Source organism: Pseudobacillus sp. FSL P4-0506 (assembly GCF_038003025.1).
GTDB lineage: Bacteria > Bacillota > Bacilli > Bacillales > Domibacillaceae > Pseudobacillus.
This window is the reverse complement of record NZ_JBBOOI010000001.1, coordinates 1,607,207-1,627,966: the sequence shown is the minus strand read 5'-3', so window position 1 is coordinate 1,627,966 and position 20,760 is coordinate 1,607,207. Positions and strand designations below refer to the sequence as shown.

Sequence of the window (20,760 nt, the reverse complement as noted above, 5' to 3'; positions counted from 1 at the left end):
GTCCTTTCTATCTTATTCTTCTTTTGCTTCTGCCTTTTGGCCGAATTCATTTTCCCATTTTTCTAAAATAGTCTCCCGGTTTTCTGCCGCCCATTTCAAATTATTTTCAGTAAATAATTGATCGGATACACCTTTAGGAAACCCGTCTGGTGTTGTGAAATTATTTTTAATCGTGGCAAATCCATTGGCTTCAAAATATTCCTTCATGGCTTCATCAGAAATGGCCCAATCTAAAAATGCTTTAGCAATCTCTTCATTTTCCTTTTCATCCTTCTTAATTAAGGCATTGGCTTCCACTTCCCAGCCCAATCCTTCCTTTGGCAAAATAACAGCAACTGGTGAGCCTTTTTGTTTCTCTTTTACGCTGCTGTAAACCATGGAAATACCAATCGGATACTCCCCTGCTGAGGCAAGCTTGGCCGGTTTTGATCCAGAATGAGTATACGTCGCTATATTTTTATGCAATTTCTTCATATAGGCCCATCCTTTTTCCTCCCCCATCATTTGCAGCCAAGCAGAAACCGTTAAAAATCCGGTTCCTGAGGATGCAGGATGCGGCATGACGATCATTTCTTTATATTCGGGTTTTACCAGATCTTCATATGATTTAGGCATTGGAATGTTTTTCTTCTCTAGTTCTTTTTTATTCACAGCAATCCCCGTCATGAATGCTGTATTTCCTACCCACTTCTCCGGTTGGTTTGAATCTTTAAATAGGGGTTGTACTCTGTCCACTCCTTCAGGTGAATAGCCCTCAAGCATATTCTTTTCATCAAGCATCAGCAAACTGGAAGCTGCTGTTCCCCAAACAACGTCAGCAGGAGTGTTTTTCCCTTCTGCTAGAAGCTTCGCTGTGATGACCCCAGTTGAATCACGGACAATATTGATGTCTACTTCCGGATACTTCTTCTCAAATGATTCAAGATAGACAGGAACCAGCTCCTCCTCAATCGCTGTATAGATGGTTAGTTCTCCCTCCAGCTTTTCACCGCCAGTCTCTGCAGCAGTTTTTCCTTCTTTGCTTGAGCATCCTGTCATTAAGGCTAAACTGAATATGGCCGCTAGAGCAGCTAATCTTTGCTTTTTCACCTTCAAGTTTCTCTCCCCTTTTTAATTGGTTGTTTCTCTATACATTCACTATAAAAAAGAAAAGTAAAAACCGATTAGGTAAATTGTTAATCGTTTGTTTTTTATGGGAAACCGTTGAATTATGTGTTTTTAACTTAAAAGCAAACGAATACCACAATTTCCGCTCTATATTCTTTACATTGGCTTAACATACGGCATAAACTCCCACAAAAATAACTTGGCTTTTTCACATGAAGGGGATAGATAGAAGAAAATAAATTGGAGAGAGCGGAAGGAGTGTAACATTCAGAGATGCTACTCGTTATTGCTTATGAATGATGAGGGTTTAGTGTGTAACTGCAGGAATAATAACAGAAAGAGCGGGAAAGAAAAGCACAAAACAGGAACAAACGAGGATGTCGCAAATAATAGGCATAACAAAAACAGCCCCTTACTTCTTAAGGGGCTGTTTTTCATTTACCAAATGCTTGGCTGTCTCGATTTGGAGCTGAACCTGGTCGAAACCAGTGCCGCCTAAAGACTTCCTTCTTTTAACGGCCTCATATGGAGACAACACCTGGTAAATATCTTCTTCAATGTTCGCTGATGCTGACTTTAGCTCCTCTAAAGACAGATCGGCAAGATAGCATTGATTTTGAATGCAATGAAGCACAAGTTTTCCAACAATCTCATGTGCCTCCCGGAATGGAATGCCTTTTGACGCCAAATAATCGGCGAGCTCCGTAGCATTGGAGAAATCATTGTGGACAGCTTCCTCTAAGCGGCCCTCATTCACCTTCATGGTCTGAACCATTCCTGTAAAGATCTTCAAGGAACCAATGATCGTATGTACCGTATCGAACATGCCTTCCTTGTCTTCCTGCATATCTTTGTTATATGCAAGTGGCAGGCCTTTTAATACGGTGAGCAAACTGAACAGGTTTCCATAAACGCGTCCTGTTTTTCCACGGATTAACTCCGCCATATCAGGATTTTTCTTCTGCGGCATAATGCTTGAGCCAGTAGAAAACGCGTCGTCCATTTCAATGAATTGGAATTCCTGGCTCGACCAAAGAATCATTTCTTCAGCAAGACGGGATAAGTGCATCATTAAAATAGAGGAACTGCTTAAGAACTCAAGGATAAAGTCCCGATCACTGACTGCATCCATGCTGTTAGCATACACCCCGGAGAACCCGAGCAGATCTGCTGATAATTCACGGTCAATCGGGAAGGTGGTTCCAGCAAGCGCTCCCGCCCCTAAAGGCGAGACATCTATGCGCTTTAAGCCTTCCTGAAACCGCTCTTTATCTCTTTGCAGCATCCAGAAATATGCCATTAAATGGTGACCGAATGAAATCGGCTGTGCTCTTTGCAGGTGGGTATAGCCAGGCGCAAGTGTTTCCACATGCTGTTCTGCTTTTTCCACCAAAGTTGCTTGAAACTGTTCAATCAATCCAATGATAAGTTTGACTTGCTTCTTCAAGTACAAATGCATATCAGTGGCAACCTGATCGTTACGGCTGCGTCCGGTATGCAGCTTGCCGCCGACCGCTCCGATTTCTTCGATCAAGTATTTCTCCAAATTTAAATGGATGTCCTCTTGGGCAACCGAGAATATTAATTCACCTTTTGAAGCTTTCTTCTTTAAAGCTTCAAGGCCGCCCAAAATTTGATTCATTTCTTCTTCTGTTAAAATGCCCGTTTTTCCGAGCATCGTTACATGTGCCATGCTGCCCTCAAGGTCTTCAAAAACAAGCTCCTGATCAAAGTGGATAGAGGCGCCGAATTCATCTACCCATTCTTCAGCTGTTTTTTGAAAGCGTCCTCCCCAAAGCTTGCTCATTGCTGGACTTTCACTTTCTCTTGCTGAACCATAGAATTCACTTTTGTCGGCAGACCCCAAAGCTGGATAAAGCCTACTGCTGCTTCATGGTCAAATTGATCTTCTGTTGTATAAGTAGCTAATTTTTCATCGTATAATGAGTACTCAGACTTTCTTCCTTCAACAATCGCATGGCCTTTGAATAATTTCACACGTACAGTTCCAGTGACAAACTGCTGTGTTTGTTTCAGAAATGCTTCAAGCGCTTTTTTCAATGGTGAGAACCAAAGTCCTTCATAAATTAATTCAGTCAATTTCTTTTCAATGACTGGTTTGAAATGAGCCATTTCTTTAACGAGTGTTAAGTCTTCTAATTCTTTATGCGCCAAAATTAATGTCATCGCACCTGGGCACTCATACACTTCTCTTGATTTAATCCCAACCAGACGATTTTCTACATGGTCGATTCTGCCAACACCGTGCTTGCCGGCAATCTCATTCAACTCAAGAATTAACTGAGCTAGAGAGTAGTTTTGCCCATTCAATGCAACTGGAACGCCTTGTTCAAACCGAATTTCAATGATTTCCGGAACATCCGGTGTGTTTTCAAGAGAGGCGGTTAAATCATAAGCCTCTTCCGGAGGAGCTGCCCATGGATCCTCTAAAATTCCACATTCGTTACTTCTTCCCCACAAGTTTTGATCAATAGAGAACGGGCTGTCTAAGTTAATCGGGATCGGAATATTGTTTTGTTTTGCATACTCAATTTCTTCTTCGCGCGACCATTTCCAGTCACGTACAGGCGCTAACACCTCAAGGTTTGGATTTAATGCTTTAATCGACACTTCGAAACGAACCTGGTCGTTTCCTTTCCCTGTACATCCGTGAGCCACAGCGACCGCATTCTCTTTTTCAGCTACCTCTACTAGCTTCTTCGCGATAAGCGGACGTGACAGCGCGGATACTAATGGGTATTTCCCTTCGTAGAGCGTATGACCTTGAAGAGCAAGCAATGCATATTCATTTGCATATTCTTCTTTTGCATCAATCATGTAACTGGCTACAGCTCCCACTTGCAAAGCTTTCTCTTTTACGAATGCTAAGTCTTTCCCTTCTCCTACATCTAAGCAGCAGGCTACTACATCGTATCCTTTGTCCTTTAGCCACGGGATGGCTACTGATGTATCTAAACCGCCGGAATAAGCTAACACTACTTTTTTGTTCATTGATATTTCCTCCTCTTAGCTGCTATCTATTAGTATAAATATACATTTATTTTTATTTTTATTCTTTTGTATGAATAAAATATAACATGTTATTTCTTAGCTTTCAAGCATTTATTTGAAAAAAATTCATTTTGTTGAATAAATAATCAATCCCCCAAATTCTTTTGCAGAAAATCCGGAAAACAGATACGATAAAAGAAAAAAAGAGGAGACTTATATGCACTTTCTTTTACATGAACGGCTTGGTATTTTACTTCCTTATTCTGAAAAGGAATGGGAAAAATACCCATCCGTGGAGCAAGAAAAAATCCTTCAAAAATGGGAAAATATCCGTGGAAGTATTCCCGATCGCATACAAGAGCTTGAGAAGCAGATTAACATCCTACAGCACCAGCTGAATCACGAAGAAGATTTTTCACTCTCCTGCCGTCTTAATGAAGAAATCAGTGAGCTTGCTTCCATTATTAATGATTTATGGCTTTGGTTCCGCACGACTCCTTCCATAAAAAATCAGCCTAGAGAAATCAATGCAGCCGACAATAACAGCCGTCATCAATAAACTGCCGGCTGTTATTTTTTTATACATAAATTACACATTTCCTCAGTTATTCACATAAATGTGAAATTAACCACAATCTTTCCATTAAGATAAAAGTAAAAAAGAGCGTTTGGGCTGCGGCACCCGAACGCTCTTTTTTAGTATCCAATTACCTTTTCTATACGCAGCTCCTAAAAGGCTCTAGACGCTTTCTTTTCCTGCAGCCAACGGTACTGATAATACTTTTCAGCAAATTCGGTCATGCTTTTTGTCAAGCGATAATTCGCTCCGGCACCAATCGCTAGACTAATAAGCGGCAGATTTGCCATTTTTTTATTTTTAAACAGCGTAATAGCTAGCAGCTTGCTAAATTGCTTTATCTGACCTTCCATCCACGACGGATCGATCAGTTGTTCCGTTTCATTGTAAAAATAAGGATGTTCCCTTTCCTCAAGATCAATTAGCAGCTCTTGCCATCCATCGGCTTTGAGTCGTTCAGGCAAAGCAGCAGCATGAAAGACTTTCAGAGAAGCCATCATTTCAAATGGCAACTGAGGATCATATCCGTACGTCATTGCAGTAATTTGGATGGCTCGCAGGTTAAGAACGGCCATGGCCGCAAAGTCAGTGCTAAGCGGAATGGCGCCTCCTGTCCCGGTAATCCCGCCCTGAATGAGTGAATAAAGTCGATGCCTTGATGACTGCTGGCTATTCAAGTAGCGAAGTTGATCAATCGTTAGCTTTTTTAAATCATCCAGTACTTCCACATCTTCTCTAAATACGCGAGCAGATGTTAAAATTCGGTCCCTCGCTTCATTTTGAAATTGTGAGCCTTGAAGCAACGAGTGCATATGAAACAGCACACTGTCTAGCTGTCCGAAAAAAGAAGAAAGCGCCTCTTCAGGAATAGTTGCCAGTGCTGCATTTAACCACTTCGAATATGTATATTGAAAGTCATTGCCGTCATAGTCAGCCATTGACTGTTCCCACGCCATGATTTCTTCCCAAACGGCTTTCTCCCGTTCTGTCCAAGCCATATTCGCGTCCCCTTTCCATGCTATTTCCGTCCTTTCATTTTCTATCATCAACCAGTAAAAGTCAATTTCGACGGATTGACAAAAAACAGTGGTTGACAAGTAGCTTCTCCTTTATTTAGCTGGATTCCCCGTCCTCACTCTGGATCAAGGCGTAGAGTAGTTCAAATGCAGCTTTTGCTTTTCCCTCGGAATAGGAACCCTTTCCATTGCATAGTTTTTAACGAGGACTTGGACAAGGAGAGGATAAGATCGTAAAAAAGATACTTATTATTGGATTTGCAGCTGTGCTCATTGGAATAGGGATTAACGGATTCATTCTTCCCTTTCATCTTCTCGAAGGAGGAGTGTTTGGAATTGGCTTGTTATTCAACTATTTATGGGGATTTAAAATAGGAATTACTATTTTATGTTTAAATTTCCCAATCTATCTTCTCGCTTTTAAGTTGGAAAGATCGTATTTTTTTAACAGCTTATATGGGACTCTTTTAACGCCCGTCGCAATCGATCTACTTCTCCCTCTGAAAGGAACAATTGACCTGCCTATCCTGATGAGTGCTTGTGTTGGTGGTCTATTCATTGGAGCCGGAACCGGTTTAATGCTAAGGTATCACATCTCTCCAGGAGGGGTGGATTTATTAGCTCTTTTGCTGTCAAAACACCTGGCTGTCAATGCTGGTTTTTTTATCTTCTTTATGGATTCGTTGATCCTTGCTTCCGGCTTATGGATTTTTAAGGACCCCACAATGATCTATTCTTTACTTACACTAATGGCTGTTGCCTTTTTAGTAACTATTCTTACTTCGTTTCGCTCAGTAAATATTTATTCAAAATAAACATCCTCTGCCATAGAATGGGAGTTCCATACAATGCCAGAGGATGTTCCTCTTGCTATCATTGAAATTGACAGCTTCCTTATATCATTATAATCCCGCTAGTTTTACCGTATCGCAGGCGATCATCACTTCTTCATCTGTTGGAATAATGATGACTTTAACTGGGGAATGAGGATAATTAATAAAAGCCTCTTGACCGCGCACTTGATTGCGCGCAGGGTCCCAATAGACGCCCATAAATTCAAGTCCGCGAAGTACACGACCGCGAATAACAGGGCTGTTCTCTCCAATGCCAGCTGTAAAAATAATGGCATCAACCCCAGACATCCGTGCTGCATAGGAGCCAATGTATTTATGTATTCGACCGGCGAACACTTCAAGAGCAAGCTCAGCTCGTTCATTTCCCTTGGCTGCTTCTTCTTCAATATCGCGAAGGTCGCTGGAGAAACCGGAAACTCCGAGCATCCCTGATTCCCTGTTTAACACATCTAGTACTTCATCCGCTGTTTTCCCTGTCTTTTCCATAATAAATGGAATAAGAGCTGGATCAATATTCCCTGATCTCGTACCCATGGTAACACCGGCAAGCGGTGTAAATCCCATGGACGTATCAATCGACTTGCCGCCGCTGATTGCTGCAATGCTCGCACCATTTCCGAGGTGACAGGAAATTAAGCGCAGCTGTTCAATGGGCCGTTCAAGCAACTCGGCCGCCCGCTGTGAAACATATTTATGAGAGGTGCCATGGAAACCATATTTTCGAATGCCGTAATCTGTGTAGTAATGATACGGCAGACTGTATAAAAACGAACTCTCGGGCATCGTCTGGTGAAAAGCCGTATCAAAAACGGCAACGGCCGGCACATTAGGAAGCACTTCCCTAAATGCCCGGATTCCGGTTACGTTTGCTGGATTATGGAGCGGTGCTAAATCGGACAACTGTTCGATTTTCTCTATCACCTGATCCGTAATGATGACTGAATCTGTAAATATTTCTCCTCCATGAACCACACGATGGCCGATACCGTTTATTTCTTCAAGCGATTGAATAATCCCCATGTCGGTCAGTTTATCTAAGAGAATCCGGACCGCTTCTGCATGGTTCGGAATATCCATGATTTCTTTTTGTTTGTGCCCGTCTACTGTAATGTTAAATAAGGCTCGTGGCAGGCCAATCCGTTCCACAAGTCCCTTTGTGATAACCCGTTTTTCCGGCATTTCAAACAGCTGAAACTTTAATGAGCTGCTCCCGGCGTTAATGGCAATAACTTTTGACATAAAGACCTCCTCATTTTCACAAAGTGCTGGCACGGCCGATTATATTCAATTATCTAGCTTTTACTTATTTTCTTTGAACCATGTCTCCAATTTTATCATGATCGACTGCATGGCCTTTCTGTCCTTCATAGATGGCATGGTTGCCAAAAATACTTGTTTTGGTGCAAGGCTTTCCACTTGCTGCTTTTGTAAAATCAAAATACTTTTTGCCGCCTGCTTGTTCTTAAACATAGTCATTGGCAATTGAATCAGCCCTTGAATATGAACATGTTTTTGAAAAAAGCGATGCAGCTTATCAGCTCCCGCCTCCTCAAATAAACCATTTGGAACAAGCAAGAATAGATAACCACCTGGCTTTGTATGCTTTACACTTTGCTCTATAAATAAATGATGGGCATAGGAATGTCCCTCTTCCGCTTGCAGCTCATAGTCTGCTGCCCTTCTATCATTAGGGTACCAGCCGACTGGCAAGTCGCAAATAACTGCATCCACTGGGTCAATTAACAATGGCTCTAATGCATCTTGATTATAAAGCTGGACAGACTGCTCGATCAAGTTGGCTCCACACCAGGCGAGTTTTAATAATAAATCATCTATTTCTACCCCTGCAGCGGCAATGGCTGCTTCCGGTTGGCGATTTAAAACTGTCATCAAAAGATTCCCTGTTCCAGCCGCGGGATCAAGAAGGGTAAATTCTTTTTTTCCTTGCATGAATTTTTCCAGTAAATAGCTCATAAATAATCCGATAGAATCCGGTGTCATTTGATGATGCGGCTGTACATTTTCTTGCATTCCTTTTAAAATAGCGAACTGATAAGCTTGACGAACTTCCTCTTTCGAATAATTGTCAAGGTTTGTTTCCTCATATTTTTTACATACCCGTTTCTTCGTAAAATCGCTCATTTCTTCTTGCAAAACTTTTTGTTGAAATAAGTTTTCCGCAGTTTCTGCTAATGCATCTAGATAAGAGCATTCTAGCTCTTGCTGAAGAATAGCCGCTGTTTCATCGAAGATTTTAAATAGGTGTTCAATCGGGGAAAAGTCACTCATATTCGTTCCTCCTGTAAGTCTCTATCGCTTTAAAAAGGCTGACTCATAAAGAGCCAGCCTTTCATTTTTTATTTTTACTTGGCGGATTTTGCTGCCTCAATCGCTTTTTCATAGTCCGGATGGTTCGTTCCCTCACTTACATATTCTACATATGTAACTTTCCCTTCGCTATCTAAGACGAATACAGAACGTGCCAATAGGCGGAGTTCTTTCATATGAACACCATAAGCATCCCCGAACGACATATTGCGATGATCAGAATAAATTTTTACATTTTCCAGTCCCTCTCCCGCACACCAACGCTTTTGTGCAAACGGAAGATCGGCAGAAATAGTAATGACTTCTGCATTGCTAATTTTAGAAGCTTCTTCATTAAACTTGCGTGTTTGCTGCTCACACACGCCTGTATCAATGGAAGGAATCACACTAATTAAACGCACTTTGCCATTAGAATCGGCTAACGTAACCTCTGATAAGTCTGTTGCAAGCACTGTAAAAGCAGGTGCCTGGTCGCCCACCTTTACTTCGTTTCCAAGCAGTGTGACCGGGTTTCCTTTGAATGTTATATTTGCCATATTCCTAATCCCTCCTCCATCTTTTTCACACTTAATATCATACTTGTTTGAACGAGGGAAATGCAAGGAAAAGTCCTGCTATTGCTCAATCTCTCTGCTAAATTGTAAAATCTGAAGAAGATTTTTTAGCTGACGATTGTTTGGACTGATTTTTTTGGTTAAGCATATTTTGAATTTTATCTATGACAGCCGGCGCGAGGTCAATAATCTTGTCTAACAAATGTGTGTTTTCGTCTAGATGAAGCATGCGTACACCGCTTGAATTAACAATTAAAAAAGCGATAGGTGTAATGGACACACCGCCCCCACTACCGCCGCCAAACGGGCTTTTCCCCTGGCCTTCTCCCTGCTTATCAAGCATAAATTCACTTCCGCCTGCCGCAAAGCCAAAGCCAACTTTAGAAACAGTCATAATTACACTGCCGTCAGGTGTTTCCACCGGATCTCCAATAATTGTATTGACATCAATCATATCTTTCAAGTTTTCCATAGCTGTGGTCATTAATCCTTCGATTGGATGGTCGCCCATGTTCATCCCTCCAGTTGTTTACGCATTTTAAAAAAACAGCCCGGTATTCGAACGTTTTTTTCGGCTTCGCCGGTGAAAAAATAGTTGAATAACTGCAGTTATAGCATGCCCTGCACGAAAGGAAATCATACACGAACATTCCACTTTCCAAATAGATTGGCCAAAAACGGGTGTGACCTCGATTTCAGGAATGGCAGTCATATTCATCATGCGATGTGCGGCTGAAAGGACACTTCCTTTTATAGCCCAGAGCGAACCTGCTGCCACACCTGTCCAGGCGGCGTCCTTCATACCGATAGCTGTCCGCCACAAAAAAGTGTGGATTTCTATTTTATTTAAAAATGAACGAATAATATAATGAAGATTTTCAATGTGCTCCAACTTCTCCTTCACTTGGATGAAAAATTTTTCCGCCTCCTCAGGTGTCACTTCTTCATCTGCTCTTTTTCTTTGAGTCTCAGAAATTGAACTGTCTGTAAGTGGAATATAGAGAGTATAAGATAGCAGTCCGTGAAGGAAGGAAAAACGGACATAGGCCTCTTTGCTTTCAGGTACGCGAAAAAAGTAAAAAAGGAGCCTGATTTTCAGGAAATATATAGATAAACAAAGAATTAAAAAAACAGCCAGTCCCCACCATACGTAACCCATACGGTTCCCTCCTTTTTCGCTAAACAGTTTGTCCGCAGGAAAAAGAAAGTAAACATGAGGAACCAACGTATTCTCTAATGGTTACAAAGAGCATAAAAAAGCCGCCGGCAATCAGCCGACAGCTTTTTTATAAGGAATGAACAGGAGACTGAACAGCTAGTGAATACTCGTGGATAACTGTTGTACCCGCAAAATAGTCATGCAGTCCTTGTTTTCTTGATAAAAAGGCAACAAGTACATATAAAAAAGGTATGGTTACAGATAAGTAGCGGCCAATCCACTCGCGGAATAAAATCGTCTTCCATGAAAGACCGGAGTCCGTCAATGAAATAACTTTTAGGCCAAACACCATTTTTCCCACCGTTTGCCCCCACCATTTTGTCATTAAAACAAAATATAAATAAAAAACAAGGGCGGTCGCTATATTAACTGCGGAAAAGAGCCCATCGCCTGTCGTATCGATCCCAACGGCCCGAAATAACGGATAGACGAGAAGGCGGGAAATGCTTCCGACTACAATTAAATCGAGAAGATACGCCCAGAACCGCATCCAAAAGCCGGCATAATGTAAAACAGGTGGAGCAGAAACAGCCAACGGCGCTTTTTCTTCTACCGGTGGACCGAACGCATGCGCAGGCTCTTCTGTTGGCTGCTCCTCCTCAGGACGCTTTGTCTCTTCCGTTTCATTGTTCCAATCTTCTCTCATCATCTGTCCCTCCTTTATTCCGCATATAAATACATCAGCCGCGGAGAATTTGGATGTGAAAAGATTTTCATTAACGCTTGGACTTCATCATTTCCACCGATCAGCTGCTGCGCTTTCGCTGTTAAGAAAGACGGCAGGCCAAGATTAGACTCATACGTCACCACTTGGGCACCTTTTAAGTTTTTATCCTGTTTCAATGCATCAATGGTATCTTCAAGATAACCAAAATCATCAATCAAGTTAAGCTTTTTTGCCTGGCGGCCATCATAGATGCGGCCATCAGCAATTTTTTTGACTTGCTCTTTCGACATCCCGCGCCCACTAGCGATAACATGAACGAAACCTTCATAGGAGTTATTAATCATTGATTGTAGAATTTTTCTTTCTTCTTCTGTCATTTCACGCGTCGGGCTCATAATGTCTTTGTGAGGACCGCTTTTTATGGTAACAAAATCAACTCCATACTTTTGCGCAAGCTTTGAATAATTGACGCTTTGCATAATGACTCCAAGTGAGCCAGTCAACGTTTCAGGGCTCGCATAAATTTTATCAGCGGGAGCTGAAATATAGTAGCCGCCTGAAGCTGCCATCGAACCCATGGATACATAAAATGGTTTTTTCGTTTTTTCTTTAATCTCTAAAATCTTCTCGCGAATTTGAGCGCTTTCCACTACTCCGCCACCCGGTGAATTTACTTGTAGAATGACAGCTTTTATCGTGTCATCCTCCTGAACCTTATCGAGTTTTTTCATAAACTGTCGATGATTATAGCCGGGAGACGAAAAAAGTGATTCAGCCGTGCCCGTATCTTGGATAACTCCCTCCACTGGCAAAACGGCAATCTTTTTCGCAGCATTCCCTTCTTGCTCCACCTGCTCGGTGAAATCCTCATCACTGGCTCCCATCGCGCTTTCGAACGCTTTAGAAAAGTCTGTTTTCATTGCCATGGATGCTACATTAACAATAATGGAAACAATAAATAATCCAGCAGCCAGTGCGAGGGCAACCATTCTCTTTTTGTTCAATTTACTCTCTCCTTCCCTATCTTTTTAGTTCACCAGCTTCGAAAAAACAGCTGGCACATGGTAAACTTGAAACAGGTACACCTTATTCTAACAAATCATTTAATAACAACCATACTAACTTTCCCAAAAAAAAGGAGACTTTCTTATGGATCAGCGCCGGAATGTCTATTTTTACGAAACCCGCCGAAAAAATGTGGCAGAAAAAGTAGCAGAAATAAAAAAGCTTGCCGTAAAACACGGCTTTACTATCGTTGAAAAATCAGCAGATGCAAATATCATTGTCAGCATCGGCGGCGATGGCACATTTTTGCAGGCTGTTCAAAAAACCGGATTCCGCGAGGATTGCCTATATGCCGGTATTTCTATTTTTAATGAGTTAAATATGTATTGTGATTTTCATGCAGACAATATCGCAAGCCTCATTGAAGTGATGTCTAAAGCAGAAATGGAAGTTCGCCGTTATCCCGTTTTACAAATTTCTGTCGATGAAGAAGCTGTCTTTTACTGCTTAAACGAATTCAGCATTAAATCTAGCATTATTAAGACAATGGAGATGAATGTGTATATCGATGACCTCCATTTCGAAATGTTCCGCGGTGACGGGATGATCATTGCTACACCGACAGGCAGTACAGCCTACAATAAGTCCGTAAGCGGAGCGGTAGTCGATCCGCTGCTTCCTTGCATGCAGGTGAGCGAGCTAGCCTCGCTAAACAATAAGCGCTACCGCACACTCGGCTCCTCTTTTATATTGAGCGGCGATCGTACACTAACGCTGAAAATGCTGAAAGGGAGCAACAACTATCCAATTATGGGGATCGATAATGAAGCACTGAGTATCCAGCATATTGAAGAAGTAAACATCTCATTAAGCAATAGACGCGTAAAAACATTGAAACTAAAAGATAACTCATTCTGGCACAAAGTAAAACGGGCCTTTTTATAAGAAAAGCGCAAGGCACATGCTCCGTATGACATCGGATTGGACTCCCCAACAAGTAGGCGTTTTTCAGCCTTCGATAGAGAGTGTAAAATCAGCTCACTTGCTAGTGTATGCAGCTAGAACAAGAAAAAAGAAGCGCCTAATGGACTATCGTCTATTAGGCGCTTCCTTTTTCTTGTTTTCTCGTCATTAAATGTCTTTTTTGATACCATTTTGTCTGAGAAAGTGTAAACACAACCAGCGCTAGCCAAATAAATGAAAAAGAAACAAACTGGATAACAGAAAATGGCTCCTGATAAACAAACACACCAAGCAACAGCGTCATAGTTGGTGTGATGTATTGCAAAATGCCAATCATTGACAACGGAATTTTCGGTGCGCCCGCTGCAAACATCAGCAATGGAAGTGCTGTCACGGCTCCGCCAAGCATTAACAGTACATCGGTAGAAAATGAGCCAGAAAACAACAATAGCTCTCCTTTGGACCACCAATAAACAAGAAAGGCAACCGCAATTGGCGTAACCGAAAAAGTCTCAAGCGTTAAACCGACAGCTGCCTCCACTTGAATGGTTTTCTTCATTAATCCATATAAAGCGAAAGTTACAGCGAGCCCCAGTGATACCCATGGCAGTTGACCATAGGATATCGTAATAATCGCTACACCAATGGCTGCCAAAGCAACAGAAAATACCTGTGCTTTAGACAAAGACTCTTTTAGAACAAAAACTCCGAGCAGCACACTCATGAGCGGGTTAATGTAATAACCTAGACTTGTCTCTATCACACGTTCATCATTGATCGCCCAAATAAACAAAAACCAGTTGCCGCTCACAAGAAAAGAAGCAATGACAAGAGCCGCTGCCTGCTTTGGCTTCTCTTTCATTGTTTGGAGCGTAGCTTTTAAGTCTCTTAGTTTTCTAGTAAACACGAGCAGCAGCACCATTGAAACAAACGACCAGAGTACACGATTAGCAAGAATCTCATGAGCGGTTACATGCTCCAACATCTTCCAATATATTGGGAATAGTCCCCATAGTAAGTAAGATAAAAATATGTATAGAGCCCCTTTTTTTGTCTGCTCATTCATGTGATCACCTATTTCCTTCCACTCCCGAAATAAATTTCATTATACTCCTTTCCTTTTAAAAATCAATAGAACAGCTAAGAAAGAACCGGGCTAAACAAAAGTAACTTATCCAAAGGCCAAACTAGGTAAGTTTCCTAAGATAGCCTGCAGCAATTCGTCTGCAGGTTTATAGATGAGACACAACAAAGATCGAACGGTAAAAGCCGTTGAACATAAGAAAAACAGCAATACTACATTGCTGTTTCCCCTCGTTTCCTATTTTAGCTGGAAGTCTCCTGATTTGGTTCGTACGATAAGCTGCAGTTTGCCATTGGCAATTTTCCCGATCACTCGATGCTCTTCCTTCGTTGTGTAAGTCACATTGGATGCACGAATGCTGGCCTCCCCGGATCCGGCTTTAAAATCAATGGAAAATGGCAACGAATTTTGACTTGTATCTATAAGGACAGTGCCACTTGATGTTTCTAAATTCACGTTGCCTGCTTGCTCATTAGGACGAATCTCGATGTCTCCAGACTGTGCTTTCGCTAAAACTTCTCCACTTATATCCTTAAGGTTAATATCTCCTGATTTAACCGACAGATCAGATTTTTCTGCGTCTAATTGATTGGCTATAATAGCTCCGCTTTCCCCTTGTATCTTTACCTGTTTTTCAACTTTCGTATGATCTATTGAAATATCCCCACTGCTACTTTTGAGTGACAGGTTGTATGCATGATTGCTTTCGCCCTCAATATCTCCGCTGGTTGTTTCAGCGTTCAATTCTTCCTTTAAAACAGTCTCTTTAATGATTAGGTCTCCCGAATTGGATTGGAATGTCGCCTTGTTTGCCTGGCCGTCTTCCAACGTAATATCACCCGATGTAGTCTTTAAGGCAATGGATTTATACATTTTTTCTGGTAGTTTTACATGCAATTGAACATGGCTATAGAAGGTAATTCCCCACTTGATATGATGCTTCACCTTAACTTTCAATGTATCACGATCCTCATCAATGACTAGATCATATTCTCCGTCTCTTTTCCTGCTTTCTTTTCCAATTAATTCAACTTTCACACGATCACTATTTCCTTTTTCAATTATAGTATCAACAGCAGCCGAATCGATATCGATTTTGTCTATTGAACTGGCTTCAACCGTTTGCTCTTCCTTCCATTTAACAGGTTCAAGCAAGTGTATATCTGAAAAGTAAAGTGAAGAGGCTGTGCCGATCAGTCCTATGATAATTAGTGCAAACGCAACAATAACCAGTTTTTTCATGATATTTTCCCTCCTTTCATCACTTTTATATTAAATTTTGTATATTGCAGCATGATTTTGTAAGAAAATTTCCCGATATGAATGATAGCTATACTTAGTAAAATTCCAATGCCGCATAAAGTAACGGACATAAAAAACTGAATCATAAAGTCCTCAAAACCCGTAAAAATTCCCCAAAGCACAGCCAACAATGGAGAGACTGTGAATGAAAATGCCGTTACACATAGGCTAAAATATACTCCAATCAGCCCAATGACTGGTCCTAGCAGAAATACTAGGTTAAAAAAGCTTAAACCTATCGTTACGAAGACCGTACGGGATGTATTAGGAACAGATGGTCCTTTTTCTGCCCTTATCATCTGATAATCCGCAATTAAATCCTTGGCAATGAGATGAGGATCTCCGAGTTCCTCTACGACTTCTTCTTCTGTTTTTCCATTTTCTATTCCCACTGTAAAATGCTCGTCAAAATCATAAAGCATATCTTTTCGATCATGTTCAGGAACCTTCGCAAGATAGGCCTCCAGTTTTTTCATGAATTCATTCCTTTTCATTTTTCATCCCCTCCTCAATGAACTGATTCACTGCATTTGAAAATTGCTGCCATTCTTGAATTAAACTATTCATATAATCGATTCCTTTTGCTGTAATTGAATAATATTTTCTTGGCGGCCCCTCTGTTGACTCTAAAAGATAAGTTGTTAAGAGGTCCTCCTTTGTTAATCGTCTCAATAATGGGTAAAGTGTTCCTTCAGCCACTTCAATTTTCCCGGAAATACTTTGTGCTAATTCATATCCGTACTGGTCCTTTGATTTGATTAAAATCAAAACACACAATTCTAAAACACCTTTTTTAAATTGTACGTTCAAGGATTTCACCTCCTATAAACTAATAACAGCTATTAAATATTATTCACTAGTCGATAGCTATATCATATCCGATAGTACTGATCAATGCAAGGTACTGAACAATAAAAATGGAAAATGATTCAATCACCCATCATTCAAGCAAAAAAATAAGCCGGATCTATAGCGATGATCCGACTTAAGGGGTACTTTTATATGATCTAGCTCTCGCTCATTCGGGCATTGATGAGCGAGGTGCTTTTCGAATTCTTTAGAAACAGACGCTTTTATTTCACGGCAGTATGTTTAATTTTTCTAAAATTAACTTTTCACTTGCTGTTCGGCCTGACGCAATTCAATGCGGCGAATTTTTCCGGAAGTAGTTTTAGGCAAGTCTTCAACGAATTCTATCTTTCTAGGATACTTATACGGAGCGGTTAATTCCTTGACATGGTTTTGCAGCTTTTCCACCAATTGAGGATCTTTTGCATCCACCCCTTCTTGCAAGACAACAAATGCTTTAACGATGTGGCCACGAATTTCATCCGGACTGGCCACAACGGCACACTCTTTAACATCCGGATGCTTAACGAGCGCGTCCTCTACTTCAAATGGTCCGATCGTATAGCCTGAACTGATAATAATGTCATCTCCGCGCCCTTCAAACCAATAGTAGCCGTCCTCATCTTTTTTAGCTTTATCACCAGTTAAGTAGTAATCTCCCCTAAATTGCATAGCCGTTCTTTCTGGATCTTTATAATATTGTTTAAATAGAGCCGGTGTATCGATGTGAACAGCAATATCTCCTACGACCCCTGCCTCTACAGGCTCCCCTTCATCGTTAATAATCTCTACACGGTTGCCCGGCGTTGGTTTTCCCATAGATCCAGGTTTGACTTCCATTCCTTTTAATACACCAATTACAAGTGTACTCTCTGTCTGGCCATACCCATCTCGCACGTCAACGTTAAAATATTTGCGGAACGTGTCAATGACTTCGCGGTTTAACGGTTCGCCAGCGGACACAGCGCTATGAAGGCTTGATAAATCATAGTCTGCCAAGTTATCTACTTTCACCATGAGTCGGTATTCGGTTGGTGTACAGCATAATACATTGATTTTATTTTGCTCAAGCAGCTCCAGATATTTTTTCGGTTCGAATTTTCCATTGTATACAAATCCTGTAGCTCCAGAACCAAGAACGGACATAAACGGGCTCCATGTCCACTTTTGCCAACCAGGACCTGCAGTGGCCCAAACAGTATCTCCCTCTTTGATACCGAGCCAGTTTGGCGCTGCTGTTTTAAGATGCGCATACCCCCATGCATGCGTATGAACGACACCTTTAGGATTGCCGGTTGTACCTGATGTGTAAGGAAGAAAGGCAATGTCGTCTTTCGATGTGTCAACGATTTCCAACTCATCGGAAGCTTCGGCCATCTTTTCCTCAAGGTTTATCCATCCTTCTACCTTTCCTCCGAATGAAAAGGCAGTTAATTCTTTTATCTTTTCTACTTGTTTAAATTGCTCGGTAAATGGCGCGTAGCAGACAACCCCTCGTACACCAGCATGCTCGATGCGATAATTTAAATCTTTAGTACGCAGCAATTCTGCACTTGGGATAATAATCAGGCCTGTTTTTAAGGCGGCAAGAAACACCTCGTATGCTTCAATTAAACGCGGCACCATAATAAGAATCGGATCTCCCTTTTTTAATCCGCTCGCAAGGAAAGCGTTTCCAATCTTATTTACATTTTTTATTAATTGAGCATATGTAATTTCCTTTTTTTCCCCGGCTTCATTCTCCCACTTTAGCGCCAGTCGATCGGGGTCTTTTGCAAATTTTTCTACTTCCATGACGATGTTATATTTTTCAGGTGCAAGCAAGTCTTCTCTTTTCATTATTCTACCCCCTTAATAATATGTCTCCATTATACAGAATAATGGAAAACTTTAAAATATTTTAACATAGCAATCTGTTACTTTTATCTTTTTAATACTTGTTTTGCGCAGACAACAGCTTTTAAAAAAGCCTATGGAACATTCGATCCCATAAGCCATTACATACGTACAGGTTGTTCAACAATAAAGCTCAACCAACCTTCTCTATATTCCGCATGAATAATACCATGATGAAGTTCAACAATCCTCTTTGAGATAGCAAGTCCAAGTCCCGTGCCTTGATTATCTTTTCTTGCCTTATCGCCCCTGAAAAACCGTTCAAACAATTTATTTGCCTCGTTAACAGGGAGATTCTCCACTTTGTTTGATACTTTCAAGATCGCTTTGTCTGCTTTAAGTTCCAGGCTTATTAATAATTCAGATGGTTTTCTACTGTATTTTATTGCATTCATAAAAAGATTATCATAAACACGAACCATCTTTTCTATATCCATTAAAATAGGGATATTTTCTTCTGTAATTGATTTTTGAACACTTAATTGTTCCTTTTCAAAAATAGGCATGTATTCTCCAACTACTTGTTCCAACAAACCTGACAAGTCTACTTCATTAAGGTTTAACGTAACATCTGGACTTGATAAATGAGTATACTCAAACAGTTCATCAATTAGGTGTTTTAGTCTTTGCGATTTTGAATAAATAGTTTCAACGTATTCTTGAAATTGCGCTTTACTCACGTATTGTTCTTTTTTCAGTAAATCTAAATATCCGATAATAGATGTTAAAGGTGTCCTTAAATCGTGAGAAACATTTGTAATCAGTTCATTGGTTTAGATTTGTAATCCTACTTTAAAATTCAAACCTGAAGAAAAAGGAACAAAAATCCTTAAAAATTCTTAAGCTTTGATCTATCTCTTTTCTGAACACGGTTACCCTTACTTTAAAAGGACAGGTGTTTATTGTTATTTATGAAACAAACACTTGTTTTATAATTCTATGTCCATTCACCTATTGATGTTTATCTTACAAGATAAATAAAGAAATTCGTTGATTTTCTAATGTGAAAACAACCGGATTTTAAAAACAGATGCGAAAAACACTTTAAAAAGGAATAACTAGCAAGAAAACCAATCAAAAAACCTTACATTCATCAGACTTAATGAATGTAAGGTTTTTATGATTACAGCAAATCCAAAAACTCACTGGCTGTTTTTTCTTGAGGAAGCTGAATTGTTTCCATTTCTTCTATCGCTTGATCAATCATCTCTTCAAAGTTAACGAAGCTCTCGAAATGCTGTACTTTTTCAAGCTTTGGCCGTGTTTTTGGAGATGGTGGTGTAAAAATTGTGCAGCAATCTTCATAAGGCAAAATCGAAATGTCATGAGTGCCTATTTTTCTGGCTATATCGATAATATCAAGCTTGTCCATTGCAATGAGCGGACGTAGTACCGGTGTAGATGTTACATCATTAATGGCTCTCATGCTCTCAAGCGTCTGACTTGCCACTTGTCCGAGACTTTCACCGGTTGCAATGGCCAGTCCACCACGTTTCTGACGAATTTTGTCGGCAATGGCTAGCATCATGCGTCTTGTTGAGGTCATCGTATAATTCTCGGGCACTTGCTCTTGAATTTTTTGCTGAATGGCGGTAAAAGGAACGATATGAAGCTTGATTTCCGCTCCAAATGCAGTCAGCCTCTCAGCTAAATCAATCACCTTCTGCTTTGCTCGCTCACTCGTATATGGCGGGCTGTGAAAATGAATAGCTTCGATTTCTACCCCTCTCTTTAACATGAAATAGCCAGCTACAGGGCTATCAATTCCTCCAGAAAGCAAAAGCATTGCTCTTCCGCTTGCCCCTGACGGCAGTCCAGCAGCCCCTGGATACTTCTCACATGATAAAAAGACGCCTCCCTTGCGAACCTCTACAAGCAGATTAATATCAGGGTGTTTAACATCCACAGTTAAGTCTTCGATGTTCCTGAGCACGTGGCTGCCAATAGCGTAATTAATTTCATTCGTATCCAACTCAAATTGCTTATCGGAACGGCGGGCAGATACTTTAAATGTTTTTCCTGCACTAAAATTTCGTTTAACGAGTTCAAGAGCAGCTACTTTCATCTCTTCGATATCATGGGCTGTACGGACCACAGGGCTGAATGATTGGATGCCAAACACGTGACTTAGCCGATCCTTTATCGCTTCGAACGGTACGTCATTTAAATGGATAAACATCCGATCATGACTTAATTCAATCTTTATTCCCGCAAATTCTTTTAACGCCAACAAAATATTTCTTTTTAATTTAGTTATGAATTGTTTACGATTACGTCCTTTCGTAGAAAGCTCACCGTATCGAATTAATACGCGGTCGTAATTCATC

The 20,760-nt window shown here is 40.8% G+C and carries 20 protein-coding genes and 1 pseudogene; 3 read left to right on the top strand and 18 right to left on the bottom strand.

Going from position 1 to position 20,760, the window contains the following annotated elements; genetic code table 11:
- Positions 1-12: 12 nt before the first annotated feature.
- The 3 genes from MKZ02_RS07990 to MKZ02_RS07980 all read right to left on the bottom strand — a co-directional run bounded on the left by MKZ02_RS07990 (position 13) and on the right by MKZ02_RS07980 (position 4,119).
- On the bottom strand, positions 13-1,089 hold the full coding sequence (locus MKZ02_RS07990) for a putative 2-aminoethylphosphonate ABC transporter substrate-binding protein (protein WP_406909365.1): 1,077 nt from the start codon (positions 1,087-1,089) through the stop codon (positions 13-15).
- 430 nt (positions 1,090-1,519) lie between these two features.
- Complete coding sequence (gene argH / locus MKZ02_RS07985; protein ID WP_340852902.1) at positions 1,520-2,914, bottom strand: argininosuccinate lyase; 1,395 nt, start codon at positions 2,912-2,914, stop codon at positions 1,520-1,522.
- On the bottom strand, positions 2,911-4,119 hold the full coding sequence (locus MKZ02_RS07980; protein WP_445324326.1) for an argininosuccinate synthase: 1,209 nt from the start codon (positions 4,117-4,119) through the stop codon (positions 2,911-2,913). The genes argH and MKZ02_RS07980 overlap by 4 nt, the downstream gene beginning before the upstream one ends.
- Positions 4,120-4,336: 217 nt before the next feature.
- On the opposite strand from MKZ02_RS07980, the gene MKZ02_RS07975 reads away from it, so the two are divergent.
- Complete coding sequence (locus MKZ02_RS07975; protein WP_340852901.1) at positions 4,337-4,678, top strand: hypothetical protein; 342 nt, start codon at positions 4,337-4,339, stop codon at positions 4,676-4,678.
- A 170-nt stretch (positions 4,679-4,848) separates the two neighbouring features.
- On the opposite strand, the gene MKZ02_RS07970 is transcribed toward MKZ02_RS07975, so the two are convergent.
- On the bottom strand, positions 4,849-5,694 hold the full coding sequence (locus tag MKZ02_RS07970) for an EcsC family protein (protein ID WP_340852899.1): 846 nt from the start codon (positions 5,692-5,694) through the stop codon (positions 4,849-4,851).
- Positions 5,695-5,942: 248 nt separating this feature from the next.
- Here MKZ02_RS07970 and MKZ02_RS07965 point away from each other — a divergent pair, with 248 nt between their 5' ends.
- Positions 5,943-6,527 (top strand): YitT family protein, encoded by a 585-nt coding sequence (locus tag MKZ02_RS07965; protein WP_120033789.1) that lies wholly within the window; start codon positions 5,943-5,945, stop codon positions 6,525-6,527.
- 87 nt (positions 6,528-6,614) lie between these two features.
- Here MKZ02_RS07965 and MKZ02_RS07960 read toward each other — a convergent pair whose 3' ends face one another.
- From MKZ02_RS07960 to sppA, 7 genes are all read right to left on the bottom strand, one after another.
- Entirely contained in the window at positions 6,615-7,805 is a 1,191-nt protein-coding gene (locus MKZ02_RS07960) for an acetate kinase (protein ID WP_340852897.1), read from the bottom strand.
- A 60-nt stretch (positions 7,806-7,865) separates the two neighbouring features.
- A complete protein-coding gene (locus tag MKZ02_RS07955; RefSeq protein WP_340852895.1) occupies positions 7,866-8,855 on the bottom strand; it encodes a class I SAM-dependent methyltransferase in 990 nt (329 codons plus the stop codon).
- A 74-nt stretch (positions 8,856-8,929) separates the two neighbouring features.
- Positions 8,930-9,430 carry a thiol peroxidase gene (gene tpx / locus MKZ02_RS07950; RefSeq protein ID WP_120033795.1) on the bottom strand — a complete coding sequence of 167 codons (501 nt, stop codon included), beginning with the start codon at positions 9,428-9,430 and terminating at the stop codon, positions 8,930-8,932.
- Positions 9,431-9,527: 97 nt separating this feature from the next.
- Entirely contained in the window at positions 9,528-9,959 is a 432-nt protein-coding gene (gene ytfJ, locus MKZ02_RS07945; RefSeq protein WP_340852891.1) for a GerW family sporulation protein, read from the bottom strand.
- A gap of 27 nt (positions 9,960-9,986) precedes the next feature.
- Positions 9,987-10,607 carry a DUF2953 domain-containing protein gene (locus MKZ02_RS07940; RefSeq protein ID WP_340852889.1) on the bottom strand — a complete coding sequence of 207 codons (621 nt, stop codon included), beginning with the start codon at positions 10,605-10,607 and terminating at the stop codon, positions 9,987-9,989.
- Positions 10,608-10,734: 127 nt separating this feature from the next.
- The gene (locus tag MKZ02_RS07935; protein ID WP_406909366.1) at positions 10,735-11,313 is read right to left on the bottom strand and encodes an RDD family protein; all 579 of its coding nucleotides are present in this window, start codon (positions 11,311-11,313) and stop codon (positions 10,735-10,737) included.
- A 14-nt stretch (positions 11,314-11,327) separates the two neighbouring features.
- Complete coding sequence (sppA, locus tag MKZ02_RS07930; protein ID WP_340852886.1) at positions 11,328-12,338, bottom strand: signal peptide peptidase SppA; 1,011 nt, start codon at positions 12,336-12,338, stop codon at positions 11,328-11,330.
- A 145-nt stretch (positions 12,339-12,483) separates the two neighbouring features.
- On the opposite strand from sppA, the gene MKZ02_RS07925 reads away from it, so the two are divergent.
- Positions 12,484-13,284: an NAD kinase gene (locus MKZ02_RS07925; RefSeq protein WP_120033805.1), complete on the top strand. Its 801-nt coding sequence runs from the start codon at positions 12,484-12,486 to the stop codon at positions 13,282-13,284.
- A gap of 154 nt (positions 13,285-13,438) precedes the next feature.
- Here MKZ02_RS07925 and rarD read toward each other — a convergent pair whose 3' ends face one another.
- The 7 genes and pseudogenes from rarD to thiI all read right to left on the bottom strand — a co-directional run bounded on the left by rarD (position 13,439) and on the right by thiI (position 20,759).
- Positions 13,439-14,368: an EamA family transporter RarD gene (gene rarD, locus MKZ02_RS07920; RefSeq protein WP_340852881.1), complete on the bottom strand. Its 930-nt coding sequence runs from the start codon at positions 14,366-14,368 to the stop codon at positions 13,439-13,441.
- Positions 14,369-14,623: 255 nt separating this feature from the next.
- Entirely contained in the window at positions 14,624-15,628 is a 1,005-nt protein-coding gene (locus MKZ02_RS07915; RefSeq protein ID WP_340852879.1) for a DUF4097 family beta strand repeat-containing protein, read from the bottom strand.
- The gene (locus tag MKZ02_RS07910; protein WP_340852877.1) at positions 15,625-16,182 is read right to left on the bottom strand and encodes a DUF1700 domain-containing protein; all 558 of its coding nucleotides are present in this window, start codon (positions 16,180-16,182) and stop codon (positions 15,625-15,627) included. The genes MKZ02_RS07915 and MKZ02_RS07910 overlap by 4 nt, the downstream gene beginning before the upstream one ends.
- On the bottom strand, positions 16,169-16,498 hold the full coding sequence (locus MKZ02_RS07905; protein ID WP_120033813.1) for a PadR family transcriptional regulator: 330 nt from the start codon (positions 16,496-16,498) through the stop codon (positions 16,169-16,171). Before MKZ02_RS07905 ends, MKZ02_RS07910 begins: the two co-directional genes overlap by 14 nt.
- Positions 16,499-16,795: 297 nt before the next feature.
- The gene (gene mbcS, locus MKZ02_RS07900) at positions 16,796-18,376 is read right to left on the bottom strand and encodes an acyl-CoA synthetase MbcS (RefSeq protein ID WP_340852875.1); all 1,581 of its coding nucleotides are present in this window, start codon (positions 18,374-18,376) and stop codon (positions 16,796-16,798) included.
- Positions 18,377-18,534: 158 nt separating this feature from the next.
- Positions 18,535-19,203, bottom strand: a pseudogene (locus MKZ02_RS07895) (sensor histidine kinase); the annotation flags it as partial.
- A gap of 353 nt (positions 19,204-19,556) precedes the next feature.
- Complete coding sequence (thiI, locus tag MKZ02_RS07890) at positions 19,557-20,759, bottom strand: tRNA uracil 4-sulfurtransferase ThiI (RefSeq protein WP_340852874.1); 1,203 nt, start codon at positions 20,757-20,759, stop codon at positions 19,557-19,559.
- Position 20,760: the final 1 nt, after the last annotated feature.